Origin of the sequence: Singulisphaera chitinilytica, from assembly GCF_049331405.1 — a bacterium.
GTDB lineage: Bacteria > Planctomycetota > Planctomycetia > Isosphaerales > Isosphaeraceae > PoT.
The window spans coordinates 2,715,934-2,732,419 of sequence record NZ_CP186274.1 but is presented as its reverse complement, the minus strand read 5'-3'; the positions used below and the strand labels follow the sequence as shown (position 1 = coordinate 2,732,419).

The 16,486-nt window shown below is 65.5% G+C and carries 12 protein-coding genes and 1 riboswitch; of the genes, 8 read left to right on the top strand and 4 right to left on the bottom strand.

Features of this window, described 5'->3' with window-relative positions; genetic code table 11:
• Window positions 1–31 precede the first annotated feature (31 nt).
• Entirely contained in the window at window positions 32–880 is an 849-nt protein-coding gene (locus tag ACOYYX_RS10850; protein ID WP_422929943.1) for a MotA/TolQ/ExbB proton channel family protein, read from the bottom strand.
• Window positions 881–1,302: 422 nt separating this feature from the next.
• Here ACOYYX_RS10850 and ACOYYX_RS10845 point away from each other — a divergent pair, with 422 nt between their 5' ends.
• From ACOYYX_RS10845 to ACOYYX_RS10820, 6 genes are all read left to right on the top strand, one after another.
• Window positions 1,303–2,709: a trypsin-like peptidase domain-containing protein gene (locus ACOYYX_RS10845; protein WP_422929942.1), complete on the top strand. Its 1,407-nt coding sequence runs from the start codon at window positions 1,303–1,305 to the stop codon at window positions 2,707–2,709.
• Window positions 2,710–2,985: 276 nt separating this feature from the next.
• Window positions 2,986–5,604, top strand: coding sequence for an alanine--tRNA ligase (alaS, locus tag ACOYYX_RS10840; protein ID WP_422929941.1), 2,619 nt, complete (start codon window positions 2,986–2,988; stop codon window positions 5,602–5,604).
• 174 nt (window positions 5,605–5,778) lie between these two features.
• Window positions 5,779–5,914: riboswitch (SAM riboswitch) on the top strand.
• 197 nt (window positions 5,915–6,111) lie between these two features.
• Window positions 6,112–7,380 (top strand): threonine synthase, encoded by a 1,269-nt coding sequence (gene thrC / locus ACOYYX_RS10835; protein ID WP_422929940.1) that lies wholly within the window; start codon window positions 6,112–6,114, stop codon window positions 7,378–7,380.
• A gap of 250 nt (window positions 7,381–7,630) precedes the next feature.
• Window positions 7,631–7,903: a ubiquitin-like small modifier protein 1 gene (locus ACOYYX_RS10830; protein WP_422929939.1), complete on the top strand. Its 273-nt coding sequence runs from the start codon at window positions 7,631–7,633 to the stop codon at window positions 7,901–7,903.
• Window positions 7,904–8,015: 112 nt separating this feature from the next.
• Entirely contained in the window at window positions 8,016–9,062 is a 1,047-nt protein-coding gene (locus ACOYYX_RS10825; protein WP_422929938.1) for a ThiF family adenylyltransferase, read from the top strand.
• A gap of 127 nt (window positions 9,063–9,189) precedes the next feature.
• Window positions 9,190–10,341, top strand: coding sequence for an aminotransferase class V-fold PLP-dependent enzyme (locus ACOYYX_RS10820; RefSeq protein ID WP_422929937.1), 1,152 nt, complete (start codon window positions 9,190–9,192; stop codon window positions 10,339–10,341).
• 49 nt (window positions 10,342–10,390) lie between these two features.
• On the opposite strand, the gene ACOYYX_RS10815 is transcribed toward ACOYYX_RS10820, so the two are convergent.
• The 3 genes from ACOYYX_RS10815 to ACOYYX_RS10805 form a co-directional block, all read right to left on the bottom strand.
• On the bottom strand, window positions 10,391–11,596 hold the full coding sequence (locus ACOYYX_RS10815; protein ID WP_422929936.1) for a hypothetical protein: 1,206 nt from the start codon (window positions 11,594–11,596) through the stop codon (window positions 10,391–10,393).
• A 140-nt stretch (window positions 11,597–11,736) separates the two neighbouring features.
• Window positions 11,737–13,461, bottom strand: a complete 1,725-nt coding sequence (locus ACOYYX_RS10810) for a tetratricopeptide repeat protein (protein WP_422929935.1) — start codon at window positions 13,459–13,461, stop codon at window positions 11,737–11,739.
• Window positions 13,462–14,060: 599 nt separating this feature from the next.
• On the bottom strand, window positions 14,061–14,378 hold the full coding sequence (locus ACOYYX_RS10805; RefSeq protein ID WP_422929934.1) for a hypothetical protein: 318 nt from the start codon (window positions 14,376–14,378) through the stop codon (window positions 14,061–14,063).
• 204 nt (window positions 14,379–14,582) lie between these two features.
• Between ACOYYX_RS10805 and tnpA the strand changes: the two genes are divergently transcribed.
• On the top strand, window positions 14,583–15,008 hold the full coding sequence (gene tnpA, locus ACOYYX_RS10800) for an IS200/IS605 family transposase (protein WP_422923331.1): 426 nt from the start codon (window positions 14,583–14,585) through the stop codon (window positions 15,006–15,008).
• Window positions 15,009–15,486: 478 nt separating this feature from the next.
• Window positions 15,487–16,470 carry an SDR family NAD(P)-dependent oxidoreductase gene (locus ACOYYX_RS10795; protein WP_422929933.1) on the top strand — a complete coding sequence of 328 codons (984 nt, stop codon included), beginning with the start codon at window positions 15,487–15,489 and terminating at the stop codon, window positions 16,468–16,470.
• Window positions 16,471–16,486: the final 16 nt, after the last annotated feature.

Sequence of the window (16,486 nt, the reverse complement as noted above, 5' to 3'; positions counted from 1 at the left end):
TGCTCGTTGTGCCCGTCCGGATCCGGTCCGATCAGACGGTCTTGGACTGCTTGGCGGCCTGGACCAGCGAGGCGATCGTGCGGTCGGCCACCTTGGTGACCTCCATGGCGATCGTCGCGATCCGGTTCCGGAAGAAGGAGAAGAAGAAGATCGCCGGGACGGCCAGGGCCACCCCTTCGAGCGTGATGAAGAGGGCCGTCGAGATCCCCTCGGCCACCTTCTCGGGCTTGGGCTGAGAGCCGGCGGCGGTGGCGATTTCCTGGAAGCTCATGATCATGCCCCAGATCGTGCCGACCAGCCCGATCATCGGCCCGAGCTGCCCGATGATGGCGAGGTAGCTGATCTTGGATTCCATGCCGGTGACGATCTCGTCGGTCACGGCGTTCATGGCTTCCTTGGCCTCGGGGCGGCCGTTGGGCAGGTTGGCGACGCCCGTGCGGACGACCTTGGCCAGGAACGATTCGTTGTCGCGGCAGGCGTCGTAGAGCTCCTGGAACTTGCGGTCGCGGATCGCCGCCTCCATCTTCTCGACGAGCGCAGGCGGGACGTTCTCGCTCACCCGCATCTCCAGGAAGAGCTTGATGACGACCGAGGTGAAGTAGACCGAGAGGCAGAGCAGGAAGACGCCGATGGGGCCCGACGCCTCGAGCGCCCAGCGGAGCATCGACTTGGTCTTGGGGGGGGCGACGTCGCTTGTGCTCCCCGCCGCGGCGGGGGCGGGCGCAGCGGCGGCCTTCGCCGCCTCGTCCTTGGCGGGCTCTTGCGCCCGGGCGGCCGGTGCCGGCATCAGGGACAGGGTGAACAGGACCCCCACCACGAACAGGATCCACGCCTTCGCCCGTCCGCTCCCAAGGACCATCGATTGGGGCAACGTCGGCATCGCCGGTATCTCCCTGGAGGGTGAAATCGCCGTCATGTGATGTGTTGGCTTGAACCAATGAACGGTGACTGACTCGCTCATGGGCCGCGTCTTGCGCCGAGCGGAGTGCTACCGCCGATGCGAGCCCCAAAGCGGCATCAAAAGCCTCGCGATCGCAGCACGGAAGCTCTTTCTCGATGACCCAATGCATCCACTATCCGATGGAGGCTTGGGGAAGTCAACTGCCGCTCGACGCTTTTGCAACCGACCATTGCAGGGGGGGATTTCTCATGCCCGAGGCATCGACAATGGTCGTGGTTCGGGCAATCCTGGGTTGCTCAACCGCCGAGAACTCGAAAAGATAAATTAGAGGATGCCCAAGAGGAAGTGGGCTCTCCATTCGAAATGTCGAGCCTCTCGGACTCCGGGCGAGGTGATCGTTGATGCCGAACATACTCCCGTTGGCCTGCCTCCTCGTCCTCGGGGCCGACAATCCCGCACCTGCCCCCGCACCCAGCCCCCCACCGGCGGCGATCGACGTCGCGACGGCCCTGGAGACGGCCCTGGCCGACGCCATCGCCAAGGCGGAGCCCTCGGTCGTCGCGATCGCCCGGGAGCGGGCCGAGAACGACGTGACCACGGCCATCCGCGGCAAGAATCCCGCGCCTCCGTCCGACCCGTTCGGGCCCGACACGCTCACCTTCGATTATGGCTCCGGCGTGGTGATCGGGGACAAGGGAGAGATCCTCACGGCCTTCCACGTGGTCAAGGGGGCGAGCCGGATCCACATCCGCTCGATCGGCAACCCCGAATTCGAGGCCGAGATCATCGCCGCCGACCCCAGGAGCGACCTGGCGGTGGTCATGCCCCGCGAGGTCAGGACGGCCCGCGCCCTCAAGTTCACGCCGATTTCGCTCGGCGATGCCACCAAGCTCCGCAAGGGCTCGTTCCTCGTGGCGCTCGGGAACCCGTTCAACGCGGCGATCCGGGATGGGCGACCCTCGGCGAGTTGGGGGATCCTCTCGAACATCGCACGCCGGATCGAGCAGCTCGACGAGACGCAGCCCCTCTCGCTCAAGAATTACCCGACGCTCCTGCAGCTCGACTCCAAGCTCAACCTCGGCATGAGCGGCGGCGCGGTCGTCAACCTGAAGGGAGAGCTGGTCGGCCTGACATCGAGCAGCGCCAACGCCGCCGGGTTCGACGCCCTGGCCGGCTACGCGATCCCGATCGACGCCATGGGGCGGCGGGCCATCAACGCGCTCCGCGAGGGGAAGGAAGTCGAGTACGGCTACCTCGGCATCGGCCTCGATCGTCAGACCAGGACGACCCGCGTGACCCAGGCCCAGCCGGGTTCGCCCGCGGCGATGGGGGGCATCCTGCTCGATGACCAGATCCTCTCCGTCGGCGACAGGGAACTGCACGACGTCGACGACCTCGTGCTGGCGATCAACTCGGTGCCGGTCGGCACTCAGATTCCGCTCAAGATCCGCCGCCGCAACGAGACGATCGAGCGCACGGTGGAGCTGGCCAAGTTCAGGGTCGACGGCGAGGTGATCGCCACGAACCGTCCCCTGCCCTGGCGAGGCGCCCGGGTCGACTTTACAAGCACGCTGCCCACGCGGATGCTCGGCGGCGACTTCGTCGGCGCCCTCTCCATGGGGGGAGTGGTCATCGTCGAGGTCGAGACGGGCTCTCCCGCCGAGAAGGCCGGGCTCAAGCAGGGGCAGTTGATCCGATCCGTCGAGGGCAAGCCCGTCCGCAGCCCGGCGGAATTCTCGAAGGCGATCGCCGGTCGCGACGGCCCCGTCACTGTGTTGACCGATATCGGCCCCGTCACGGTCAAATAGGGCCGGAAAGCTGCCGGCCCCGAGGTTTATAGGCCTCGGGTCGGCCAGGCGGTCCATCCCGGACTCGCCATTATCGCATTGTCGGCGCTCAGGGCGTAGAATCCGTTGCGAATCCGCCAGGCGTCCGAACCCGGTTTCCGATTAAGGTTCTCCGTGGAGGTAGGTCCCCGAGCGTTGAGGACCGGCCCCGACGGAGGGGCCGAGATGAGGCCGCTCCCGAATCGTCTGTCTCTTGTGCGTGACCCAGCCCTAGGACTCAAGTAAACGACTTTTCCCATGACTACCGACGAACTTCGCGAAGCATATCTCGACTTCTTCGTCTCCAAGGGCTGCGTCCGCCGTCCCAGCGACGTGCTGGTCCCGAACGACCCGACCGTGTTGTTCACGCCGGCAGGCATGAACCAGTTCAAGCGGGAGTTCATGGGCCTCGGAGACCCGAACTTCACCCGCGCGACGACGTGCCAGAAGTGCATCCGCACCGGCGACATCGAGAACGTCGGCAAGACGTCGTTCCACGAGACATTCTTCGAAATGCTCGGGAACTTCAGCTTCGGCGACTACTTCAAGCGCGAGGCGATCCACTGGGCCTGGGAGTTCCTCACCAAGGTCCTCAAGATGGACCGCGAGCGGCTCACGATCACGGTCTACCTCGACGACGACGAAGCGTTCAACATCTGGCACGACGAGATCAAGGTCCCCGCCTCGCGGATCACCCGCATGGGAGAGGACGACAACTTCTGGCCGGCGGGCGCGCCGACGCACGGCCCCGACGGGGTCTGCGGCCCCTGCTCCGAGATCTTCTATCACGGCAACGGCCCCAAGGAAGTCGAGATCTGGAACCTCGTCTTCACCCAGTTCAACCGCGTCGGGCCCGGGCAGCTCGAGCCCCTGCCCAGCAAGAACATCGACACGGGCATGGGCCTTGAGCGCGCGGCGGCCTGCTTGCAGGGGGTGCCGACCGTCTTCGCGACCGACATCTTCAAGCCGATCGTCGCCGCGGTCTCCGACCAGTTGAGCGTCAAGTATGACGCGAGCAGCCTCGACGGCATCCGGATCCGCCGGATGGCGGATCACTCCCGCGCCTTGACCTTCTGCATCCACGAGAACGTCAAGCCCGACAAGCAGAAGCAGGGATATGTGATCCGGCGTCTGCTGCGTCGCGCGGTGCTCGACGCCTACCAGATGGGATATCGCGAGCCGTTCCTCTACCAGATCATCCCGACGGTTGCCGACGTGATGAAGCGCCCCTATCCGGAGCTTCAGGAGAGCGTCAAGCGCATCCAGACCGTCGTGCGGGAGGAAGAAGAGCAGTTCCTCAATAACCTGGAGAACGGGCTCAAGCGCCTCAACGACACCTTCAGCAAGACGAAGGCCGCCGGCTCGGACACCTTCTCGGGTGCCGAGGCGTTCGTGCTGCACTCGACCTACGGTATTCCCATCGAGGTCACCGAGAGCCTGGCGAACGACCAGAACCTCCGCGTCGACATGAAGGCCTTCGAGGAGGCGTCTGACAAGCACGGGGCCATCTCGCGAGGCACGACCGAGGCGGCCGCCGTCTTCGCGACGGGGCCGCTCGATACGCTCAAGAAGTCCTACCACCGGGGCAGCGAGTTCCTCGGTTACGAGACCACCGAATCGGATTCGGAGGTGATCGGGATCATCGAGCAGAAGAACCTCGCCGATTCGGCCCAGGTCGGCGGGACCACGCCCGTGGCCCTGATCCTGGATCGCACGCCCTTCTATGGCGAGAGCGGCGGGCAGGTCGGCGACCTCGGCGAGATCCGGGGCGAGGGCTTCGTCTTCCAGGTCATCGATACGAAGAAAGATAACGACTTCACGATCCACATCGGCAACGTCGTCGAGGGCAAGGTTGCGGTGGGGAATCGCGCCAAGGCCGTGGTCGACCCGACGAGGCGTCAGGCGATCCGCCGCGCCCACTCGGCGACCCACGTGCTCCACCACGCGCTCCACACGCACCTCGGCAAGCACGCGCAGCAGGCGGGGAGCAAGGTCGAGCCGGACCGGCTCCGCTTCGACTTCTCGAATCCGGAGGCGGTCGGCCGCGATCGCTTGCGACTGGTCGAGGAGACGGTCAATCAACGCGTGCTCCTGGGCGAGGACGTCTCCTGGTCGACGATGCCGATCGAAGAGGCCCGGTCGCTCGGCGCGATGGCCCTCTTCGGCGAGAAGTACCCGGATATCGTCCGCGTCGTGAAGATGGGCGAGTTCTCTCGCGAGCTCTGCGGCGGCACACACCTGGACAACGTCGGCCAGGTCGGCCTGTTCAAGATCGTCTCCGAGGAATCGGTCTCGGCGGGTGTCAGGCGCATCACGGCGCTGACGGGTCAGGCGGCGATCGACTATGTCCGCCAGGAGGAGGAGATCCTCTCCGAGGTCGCCCAGAGCCTCAAGGTCTCGCCGGCGATGGTCGTCGATCGCGTCAACACGATCCTCGAGGAGATCAAGACCCTCAAGAAAGAGGCCAAGCAGCGGAAAGCCGAGGGGCCGTCCACCAAGGCGTCCCCCGACGAGCTGCTCGCCTCGGCGACGGCCGTGAATGACTTGAAGGTCATCGCACACGCCCTCGAGAACGTCTCGCCCGACGACCTCCGCCAGTTGATTGACGTCCTCAGGCGTAAGGTGGGCACGGGCCTGGCCGTCCTGCTGGCCTCGGTGGTCGACGGCAAGGTGAACCTGGCCGCGGGCCTGACCCCCGACATCGTCGAGAGTAAGGTCCTGAACGCCGGCCACTGGCTCAAGGACGTGGCCCCGGTGGTGGGGGGCGGCGGCGGTGGCCGGCCCGACCTCGCCCAGGCCGGCGGCAAAGATCCGAGCAAGGTCGCCGAGGCCCTCGAGAAGGCCCTCGCCCACGTCAAGGCCAAGCTCCAGGGTTGAGCCCAAGCCGGCTTGAAACATCATCCGAGATGACCGGGTGCGGCGGCCTCAACATGGCCGCCGTGCTCGTTTTGGGCTTGTGTATGAGCGTTGAAATTCGGCGGTCCCGCATCGCGGGGACTTGACGGATGGTCGCCCATCGGCATACAGTAACTCGATCACAATTTGGTGCGCATCTTATCCAGAGTGGCTGAGGGACGGGCCCTGCGACGCCACAGCAACCGGTTCACCATCGGGTGAATGCTGGTGCTAACTCCTGCCCAGTGCATCGACGCTGAAACGCTCGATGTGCCGATGGGATAGATAAGATGGCCTCCGGCGAATCTTCGTTTTCATCGCAAAACGGCTCGCCTTCGGCCTACCTCATCCATTCCATTCGTCTCCCCTCATGAGTTCTGGATCATCGCGCATCGGGGCGTTTATCCCTCGGGGTAATCGTTCTATCTCACCGTCCCGCCTCGCGGCCGTCTGCCCACGGTTGCGGAGAGGACCACAGGAGAATTGCCGGTGTCTGGAGATCTCGTCCAAGGCTTGAAGTGTCGCCTCTGCGGCAAGTTGTACCCCAAAGAAGCGTTGAACTTCTGCACGGAGGACTTCGGCCCTCTCGAAGTCGCATACGACTACGAGGCGGTCGCCAGATCCTTCACCCGCAAGGCGATCGAAGCCCGACCCCGGACGATGTGGCGGTATCGCGAGCTCCTGCCGCTTGACGGCGAGCCGACCGTCGGCAAGCACGTCGGCTGCACCCCCTTGATCAAGGCGGACCGCCTCGCCGAGGCGCTGGGCGTCCGCGAGCTCTACGTCAAGAATGACGCCGTCAGCCACCCGTCGCTCTCGTTCAAGGATCGTGTCGTCGCCGTGGCGCTGTCCAAGGCGGTCGAGCTCGGGTTCGAGACGGTCGGTTGCGCCTCGACCGGCAACCTCGCCGGCAGCGTGGCGGCCAACGCCGCCGCGGCCGGCCTGAAGGCCTACGTCCTGATCCCCGACGGCCTCGAGCAGGGCAAGGTGCTGGGGGCGACCATCTATGGCGCGAAGGTCATCGCCATCGAGGGGAACTACGACCACGTCAACCGGCTCTGCTCGCAGATCGCCTTCCGGTTCGGCTGGGGCTTCGTGAACGTCAACCTCCGCCCCTTCTACGCCGAAGGTTCGAAGTCGATGGGCTTCGAGATTGCCGAAGACCTCGGCTGGAAGATCCCCGACCACGTCGTCGCCCCGATGGCCGGCGGCAGCCTGATCGGCAAGCTGCACAAGTCGTTCAAGGAGCTGGAGCTCCTCGGCCTGATCGAAGGGCCCGTCAACACCAAGATGTACGGTGCCCAGGCCACCGGCTGCAACCCGATCTCGAACACGGTCAAGACCGACGCCCTGAAGGTCAAGCCGGTCCGGAACCCGAACACGATCGCCAAGAGCCTCGCCATCGGCGATCCCGCCGACGGCTACTTCGCCTCCAAGCTGATCCGAGACACGGGCGGCTGGAGCGAGGACGTGGACGACGACGCGATCGTCTCCGCGATGCGACTGCTGGCCGAGACCGAAGGGATCTGGGCCGAGACCGCCGGCGGCGTGACCGTCGCGGTTGCCCAGAAGTTGATCGCCCAGGGCAAGATCGATCGCGACGGCTCGACCGTCCTCTGCATCACGGGCAACGGCCTGAAGACGCAGGAGGCCTTGCTGGGCAAGATCGCCAAGCCGGTCGTCATCAAGCCGTCGCTCGACGAGTTCGAGGCCCTGGTCGGGGTCGAAGCCAACGAGCTCACGGCCACGACGGCCTGAGCCTGAGCGAGGCCGCCCGACGCCGGCAGCCAAACCGGCGAGGGCGCGAGCCCAGCCCCGGCGTCGTCGGGATGCCCCGTCGCCGCGAACGGGCAACATCCACGGGCAGGACCCGCCCCGAAGCGGCTGGGTCCTGCCGTACAATAAAATGAATGAGATGGCCAAGGCGAGGCCGGTCCGAGGGCGGACCCCTCTCCTCTTCCTTCGCCCCCAACGTTTCCTAGCCTGGCTAGCCAGAAGGTTCAGCAACATGCCCGTCGTCACCATCCCCACCCCGCTCCGCCCCCACACCGATGGGCAGACCCGCGTCGAGGCCCAGGGGGCCACCGTGGGCGCGATCCTCAGCGACCTCGGCACCCGCTACCCCGAGTTCCACAAGCGGATCTTCAGCGCGAGCGGAGAGCTCCAGCAGTACGTGAATGTTTACGTGAACAGCGAAGACATCCGCTTCCTCGAAGACCTCGAGACGCCCGTCGCCGACCGCGACGTCGTCGACATCATCCCGGCCGTCGCCGGCGGCTGAGATCGGCCGTCGACCTCCTGTTGATGCCTTTCGAGTCCAGTGATCTTGATTTGATTTGATACGAACGACCCGAATCGACTCTTAGCAAGGCCCAAAGCCCAGGGAATCGCTCATGTCCGCCGCCTCGCCAGACCCGCTCGATCGGTACAGCCGCCAGGTCCGTTTCCCGGCTCTCGGAGAAGCAGGTCAGCGCAAGTTGATGCAGAGCCGCGTCACGATCTGCGGCTGCGGCGCCCTGGGCACGGTCCTCGCCAATCACCTGGTCCGCGCGGGCGTCGGCCACATCCGGATCGTCGACCGCGACTTCATCGAGACGCACAACCTCCAGCGCCAGATCCTCTTCGACGAGACGGACGTCGCGGACAATCTCCCGAAGGCCGAGGCCGCCGCACGCAAGCTCCGCCTGATCAACAGCGCGGTGTCGATCGAGTCGGTCGTGACCGACATCGACCACACGAACATCCTCGACCTCGTCTCGGACGCCGACCTGATCCTCGACGGCACCGACAACTTCGAGACCCGCTACCTCATCAACGACGCGGCGGTGAAGCTCGACAAGCCCTGGATCTTCGGCGGCGTCATCGGGAGCGAAGGTCAGACGATGACCATCATCCCGGGCAAGACCCCCTGCATCCGCTGCCTGATCGAGACGAGCCCGCCGCCGGGCATGACCCCCACCTGCGAGACGGCCGGCGTGCTCGGCCCCGCGGTCTCGGTCATCGCCTCGTTCGAGGCCATCGAGGCCATCAAGCTCCTCAGCGGCGCGACCGACGCCCTGAACAACGAGCTGATCATGGTCGACATCTGGGAGTGGAGCTTCCGCCGTCTCAAGGTGGCCGGCCTGCTCGGCAAGGTGGACTGCCCTTGCTGTCGTCAGCGCAAGTTCGAGTGGCTCGACGGGGCTCTCGGCTCCCACACGACCACGCTCTGCGGCCGCAACGCGGTCCAGATCGCCACCCGACGCGCCGAGCCGCTCAACTTCCCCGAACTCGCGACCCGGTTGTCCCCCCTGGGCGAAGTGCGGCACAACAACTTCATGCTCCGCTTCGCGGCGGAAGGCCACGAGTTCACGGTCTTCCCCGACGGTCGCGCGATCATCAAGGGAACCAACGACATCACCAAGGCCCGGACGCTCTACGCCCAGTTTGTGGGGAGCTGAGCCGGCCGGGTTGAACAGGTCGGATCGCGCCGGGCCCGGCCATCCCCCCTTGAATGGGGAGAGCCTCCGGGCCCAGGCCGAGACGAGTTCGACTCGACCGCGGATCGCTCTCACGGGGTTCTTTGCCATGATCTATCTCGACAACGCCGCGACCAGTTTCCCCAAGCCCGAGCCGGTCTATCAGGCCCTGGATAAGTTCGCCCGCACGAGCCTGGCGAACCCCGGACGCGCAGGGCACCGCATGGCGGTCTCGGCCGAGCGTACGCTCGACGACACGCGACACGCGCTCAACCAGTTCTTCCGAGGTGAGACCCCCGAGCGCTGGATCTTCACGCTCAACTGCACCGACGGCCTGAACATGGCGATCAAGGGGAGCGTGAACCCCGGCGACCATGTCATCACGTCGGACCTCGAGCACAACTCGGTGAGCCGCCCACTGCGGGCGCTGGAGAAGGCCGGCGTCATCACCCTGACGCGAGTCGCCTCGGAGCGAGGTTACCTCAACCCCGAGACGATCAAGGCTGCACTCACGCCGAAGACGACGCTCGTCGCCCTGACGCATGCCTCCAACGTGCTCGGGACCGTCCAGCCGATCGAGGCGATCGCGCCGATCGTCCGGGAGTCGGGCGCCTTGTTCCTCGTCGACGCCGCCCAGTCAGCCGGGGTCGTGCCGATTGACCTGAAGGCCACTCCGATCGACCTGCTCGCCTTCCCCGGCCACAAGTGCCTCTACGGTCCCACGGGGACCGGGGCGCTGTATGTCGGGCCTCGCGCGGCCAAGCTCCGCACCTGGCGCGAAGGGGGCACCGGCGGCGACTCGTCGAGCGAGACGCAGCCGACGCTCCTGCCGTACTACTACGAGGGGGGGACTCCCAACGTGCTGGGGGTCGCCGGCCTGGCCGCCGGCATCGCCTGGGTCGCCGAGCGCGGGGTCGACTCGCTCCGGCTCCACGAGGTCTCGCTGCTCGAGCGCGTGGTCGCCTGGGCGGAGGCCGCCGAAGGTTGGAGCATCGCCGGGCGCTGGGATCCGGCCACGCACGTCGGGGCCCTCTCCCTGATCGTCCCCGACACGCTCACGCCGCAGGACCTCGGCTCGATCCTCGACGCGAGCTTCGAGATCGCCGTCCGGCCCGGCCTGCACTGTTCGCCCTACGCCCACCAGGCCCTGGGGACGTTCCCGGACGGGACCTTGCGTCTCAGCCCTGGGCCGTTCACGACGGTCGAGGAGATCGAGACCTTCATCGCCGCCCTCTCGGAGATCACCGCTGGGGTCCTCTGATCGAGGCCCCCGCGGCGGTTCGTCCCGAGAATCAAACCGACCCTCGTCATCAACGAGGCTTGGCCTTGCCCTGATCGGGCTTGCCGGCCTTGGGAGTGGCGGGGGTCTTCGTCTGCGCCTTGGCGACATCGGCCTTCTTTTGCGAGGCGATGACGGGCGTCGGGATGGGGGTCGGAGCCAGGAACGGCAGGACCTCCTTGCGGCGGCCCCCCTTCAGCGTGACGACGAGCGGGGCGGGCGACTTGCTGCCGATGTTGATCGTCTTCGTCTCCTTCTTCTCGTCGCTCGCGCCTTCGTGAGTGAAGACCTCGATCGTCGCCTGGAGCGCCGGCTTTTCCGGGTTGTTGTAGATCGTCTCGACCCGGATCGTGTACTGGCCGTCGAAGGCTCTGGGGCAGACGTAGACCTCTTCGGGGTGCTTGCCGTAGCCGTTCCGGACGATCGAGCCGCCGAAGACCGTGCGGGGCGTTTGGTAGTGCGCGGTGGCTCCGAGGGGCTCGTCGACGGCGAGGTCTAGGTCGGCGTCTCCCGACCAGCTCAGCCGCACGAAGAGATCTCGCGTCTCCGAGTCGGTCAGGCGCTGGGTCATGGCGTCCGCTTCCTCGTTTTGCCCCTCGTCGCGGAGGGACTTGGCGAGGGTCTCGACCTGTTGCCTCGCGTCGCGACGGATCTGGTCGTCGATGCCAGGCCAGCCGAGCGAGAGGAGCCGGTCGACCGAGGTCGCCATGCGCTTCGGGTCCTTCGTCCGCTGGGCGAGGTTGATCGACATGATCATCGGCTCGCCGCGATGGGGGATCTTGTCCATCGCCTGGTCGAGGAGCTTGCCCACGCGCTGGTCGTAGCCGTGGATGAACATCAGGTCGGCTACGCTGACGAGGTAGTTGGGGTTCTGGCTCGCCTCGGCCAGGTCGGCCGCATGGCCGAGCGCGGACTGGATGTCGGAATCCTTCCCCTTGTTCATCTTGATGGCGAGGGCGAGGGCCTCATACATCCAGGGCTCGGCATTCTTGGAATGATAGGTGAGATACCCCTTGAGGGCGCCTTCGACATCCTGTGTTTTCTTGTTCACATTCAGGAGCGAGACCTTCTCCCTCAGGTCCTTCGGCTCTTCTTCGTGGGTCTTGTAATAGTTAAGCCAATACTGATCGGTCGCGGCGGCATTCTTGCTGGCGGCCTTATGAGTGGCAGTGCCCGCACCCGGTTTGATCTCGAGGAGACCCGAGTTGCTGGAGCCTGGCTTCGCCGGCACGACCATGAGCGGGTCGTTCTGGCCGGGTTTGCGCGACTTGGGGGATGGGGAAACGGAAACAGGATCAGCGGAGGTTGACCCCCGCTGACCCTGTTTCTTGGCTTGTTTAGAAGCCGTATTACCCGCAGATTTGGCCTTGGCCGCCTCTAGCTGCTTTTTTTTTCCGCGAAGCTGGAGGTGCTTGGGGGCGTGGACGCTTCATCGGCCGCATTCGGGTCGCGAGGCGGGACGGACATCATCCCCATGCCGCCGCCACCACCCATGCCGCCGCCCATGCCGCCCATACCACCGCCGCCCATGCCACCCATACCACCGCCGCCCATGCCACCGCCCATACCGCCGCCCATGCCGCCCATACCACCACCGCCACCGCCGCGGATGAGGGAGATTGGGATGATGGCGAGGTCGGCGACCGGGTAGACGCGGATCTCGGTCGGAGTGTCCTCAGCGTTCTCCGAGGTGATCGTCAGCATGCCGTCCTTCACCGTGTAGGTGAGGGTGAGCTGCTTGAGGATCAGCCGCAGGGTCGTCTTGAGGGGGACGCCTTCGAGGTCGAGCGTGACCGGCGAGGACATCGTCTTCTCGGCCTCTTGCAGGCCGACGGGATCGACGTAGATCGGGATGCCCGAGTCATTGGCCCCGGTCGTCGCCGTTTTGATGTACTTGAGGACTTCCTCGAACGGCGTCTCGTTGGGGAAGGACATCGTGATGGGCTCATTGAGCTTCTCGATGATGTTCTTCGTCTTCGGGTCGCGGTCGAGCAGGTCGACGGCCTTGCCGTAGCGCTTGATCCGCTTCTCCGAGATAGTCCGCCAGATCTCGGCGTCGGGGTACTCGATCGTGATCGTGTCCGGGAACGGAACGGCGGCTCGCTCCGCGTCCTGCATGGACAGCATGAACCGGAACTCTTTCAACTGCTCGTAGGCCATCTCCTGGGCGAGGAAGCCGGTCGTCGAGGAGACGAACACGCCGGCCCGGGGGGTCGGGTCGTTCGGCACCAGGGCTCGGGCCTTCTGGGCGAGCAGACGAGCCTCGTAGAACGGGGCCGTCGTGGCGATGATGTCGCCGGTGCCGCCGTTGAACAGCACGTTGTACTGGCCCTGCGCCATGAGGCTGTCGAACTGGATCATCATGGTGCTGACCGTGTCGTGGTTGCGGGTCAGCAGATCCAGGGCGCGGACCTGTTGCTCGGCCGCGGCCTCGACGCGGAGCTTCTCGGCGCGATCCTGGACGATCTGTTCCTCGGCCCTGACGGTCGAGAGGATCTGGGCCTGGACTTCGCGATCGAGGGCGTTCCGGGTCGTCTCGGCGACGTCGGTCGAGGACCGGATCACCGTCTGGGCGAGCCGGAGGGTGTTGAGGGCGGCTTCGGGCTGGCCGGCCGTGACCTGATCGCGGGCGACCTGCTCGCGCTGCCGGATGTCGGCGGTCAACTGCTGCCGCATCACTTCCGCGGTGCGCTCGGCCTCTTCGATGGTGGCCTGGGGCCGATGGGCATTGCCAAGAACCGGAGCGTTCTCGAGCGGGGGCGAGGCGGGGACGGGCTCATCCGCGGGTGCGGGAGCCGGGGCCACCGTCGCGTCGGCGGGAGGTGCTTCGGGAGCGGGATCCTGGAGGGCGACTCTCTCGACCTTGCCGACACGGGCGAGGGCCTTGCGGGCCTCGGTGTTCGCCGGGTCGAGGGCGAGGGCTTTACGGAAGAACGTCGCCGCGTGATCCTTCTCGCCCTGGGCGAGGGCCTGGCGACCCAGCATGTTCAACTGGTCGGGCAGCGACGCGGGTTCGGCGGCCCCGCAGAGGGCGCCGGATAGGACCAGGCCGCCCAGCGTCAACGGCCCGACGCCTTTCCACATTCGCGCGGTTCGGGACATGTAAGTTCCTCTCAAGAAAGGAGACCGGCTTTCGGACCGGAACGGGCGCTTGGCTGAGTTATCTCAAATCTACGCCACAGGTGGCAGGTTCACAAGGTGATCGGATCGAAACGGACGAGTACCGATCTCCCCATTCCGCGCGACGTTTCTCCGGTTGAACTGGGCGCCGCAAAACGCGCAACGGAACCAATAGCCATGAGGCGACGCATTCGCGATCGATACGCACCGAGGAGGCGTGGACCGCGATCGATCCACGCTGTCTTTTTCATTATGCCACACGGATCGGACGTGAGCCAAACTCCGGAATCGTCGCACCGGGCATCGCACTGAACCGGATAGAAGGCCTGAGCTTCGGCGCCTCGACGCCTGGCGATCGCGTTATACCGGTTTGACAGATTAGGCTCCGTGTCCTAAGCAAAGTTAGAACAACGAGCCAAGGGAACCGGCACGTCACCAACGTCGACGAGGTGCAGACATCGGAAGCTCGCCTCCCGGCCCGCAATTGAAGCGTCGGAACCCCGCCCCCAATGACCGAGCGGCGTTGGTTCCCTGACCTGGAGAACTCCATGGCGTCTCCCGAAGAGACGAATCCCAAGGGTTCAAAATTCGATCGCGTTGTTCCACCCGAGAAACTTCTGATCCAAGAGCATCCCATGCAGGTCGAAGCCGACATCACCGAAGCCGATTGCTGCGCGGAAATCTCGGTCGACACCATCGCCGAGAAGGCTACCGCCAAGGCCCCGAAACCCGGGCGACGACGACGCGTCGATCCCACGACTTTCGAGAAGCAGTACACCGACGACGAGATTGAGTTCATGAACGCCATGCAGCGATTCAAGAGCCAATCCGGTCGCGTACACCCCACTTCCAACGAGATCCTTGGCGTCGCCTCGAAGCTCGGATACCGGAAATCCCATTCGTAATCGCTTTAAGAAGCGGGAACTAATGGCTTAGAGGTCGTTTTATTTGGCCTGGACTGTGGGGCTTCTCCTCTTCGGGTTTAATACGTCATAAATCCACGGCCTCTGGCCGTGCGACCCGAAGAGCTTCGAGCGATCCGACGTGCAATGAAATAGGCTCCTCCTTCCAGGAAGGCCCCGAGGGGCAGGAAGGAGGAGCCTATGCACGAATGGCAGAGCCTTTCCCATGTCCGGTGGGAATGCAAGTACCACGTCGTGATCATACCGAAGTACCGCCGCAAAGTCTTCTACGGAAGGCTTCGGCATCAGATCGGCCCGATCCTTCGGGAATTGTGCCGTCAACGCGGGATCGATCTGTTGGAAGGGCACGCGATGCCCGACCACATCCACCTGTGCTTGAGCATACCGCCCAAGTATAGCGTGGCGAACACGATCGGGTTCCTGAAGGGCAAGAGCGCCGTCCGGATCCATCGTGAGCTGTTGAAGGAGCGCCGGATGACGGGCCTGCATTTCTGGGCGACGGGTTATTGCGTGAGCACGGTGGGCCTTGATGAGGCCCGGGTGCGGCAGTACATCCGCGAGCAGGATGAGCTGGATCGTCGGCAGGGCGAGTTGAACCTGGAGTAACCCCGTAGGCCCCGAGGGGGCCTTCCTGGCCTTACGCCCCCGCGGGGGCTACCGCATGTACCGGGCTCCGACGGAGCGACTCAAGTCATCGCCCCCAACGGGGGCTTCCTCACGTATCGGGCCCCCTCGGGGGGCCTTCCTGATACCTCGGCCTCCGGCCGAGGAGCCTCATTTGGAAACGGAAACGGTGACCGTCAAGACGGGGGACGCGAGTCTCGAGGTCGGATGGAATCGTGGGTAGTCCGACGGGACCGAACCTTCCCCGGCCTCGATGCCGGATCTCCTGGCGACTATCCCCTGACGCGGCTCTTTCGCGTTGCCAGGGGCGTGAAAAACCGTAGGATGGGCCTCGAGTCGCGGCCATCGGCAGGGCCGGGCTTCGTTCGAGGTGCGTCTGCGTAGGTCGGAGCGGAGCCCGGGGCAATTAGCATCCGGGATCGTCCCCTCGCGCATCAGTCCGCCAAGGGAGTGGCCGAGGATGGGTAAGAAGGTCCTGGTGACGGGAGCCGCCGGCTTCATCGGCAGCCACCTCACGGAGCGCCTGGTTCGCGATGGGTATGAGGTCCGCGCCTTCGTCCGCTACAACGGCAGGGACGATCGGGGGCACCTCGACCGACTCGACTCCGACGTGCAGTCGGCCTTCGAAACCTACCGCGGCGACCTCAAGGATCCCGACACGGTCCGACGCGCCGTCCAGGGGCGAGAGTGGGTCCTCCACCTCGGCGCCCTGATCGCGATCCCCTACTCGTATCAGAACCCCTATGACGTCGTGCAGACGAACGTCAACGGGACCGCCCACGTCCTCGACGCCTGCCGGATGAGCGACACGCTCGAGCGCGTGGTCCTCACCTCGACATCCGAGGTCTACGGGACCGCGCAATACGTCCCGATCGACGAGAAGCACCCCCTGCGCGGGCAATCCCCCTACTCCGCCACGAAGATCGGGGCCGATGCGCTGGGCGAGAGCTATCACCGGGCGTTTGGGCTCCCCGTCTCGGTCCTCCGCCCGTTCAACACGTTCGGCCCGAGGCAATCGGCCAGGGCGATCATCCCCACCATCATCAGCCAGGCCCTGACGAGGCCGGTCGTCAAGCTGGGTAGCCTCGACCCGAGGCGCGACCTCACCTACGTCAAGGACACCGTCTCCGGCTTCCTCTCGATCGCCGGCTGCGACGCCGCCATCGGCCGCACCGTGAATATCGGGCGCGGCGACGACCTGACGATTGGTGAGCTGGTGGAGCTGATCGGAGCCAGGCTGGGCAAGCCGATCACCGTCCAGACCGATACGGACCGCCTGAGGCCGGCCGCGAGCGAGGTGGGCCGGCTCCTTGCCGGGACCAAGCTCGCCCAGGAACTCTGGGGATGGGCCCCGCGCTACTCGATGGAAGAGGCGATCGACGAGACGATCGCCTGGGTCCGCGAGAACATCAACGACTACCGCGTCGACACCTACACGACCTGACCCGTCGCGTCGGCGA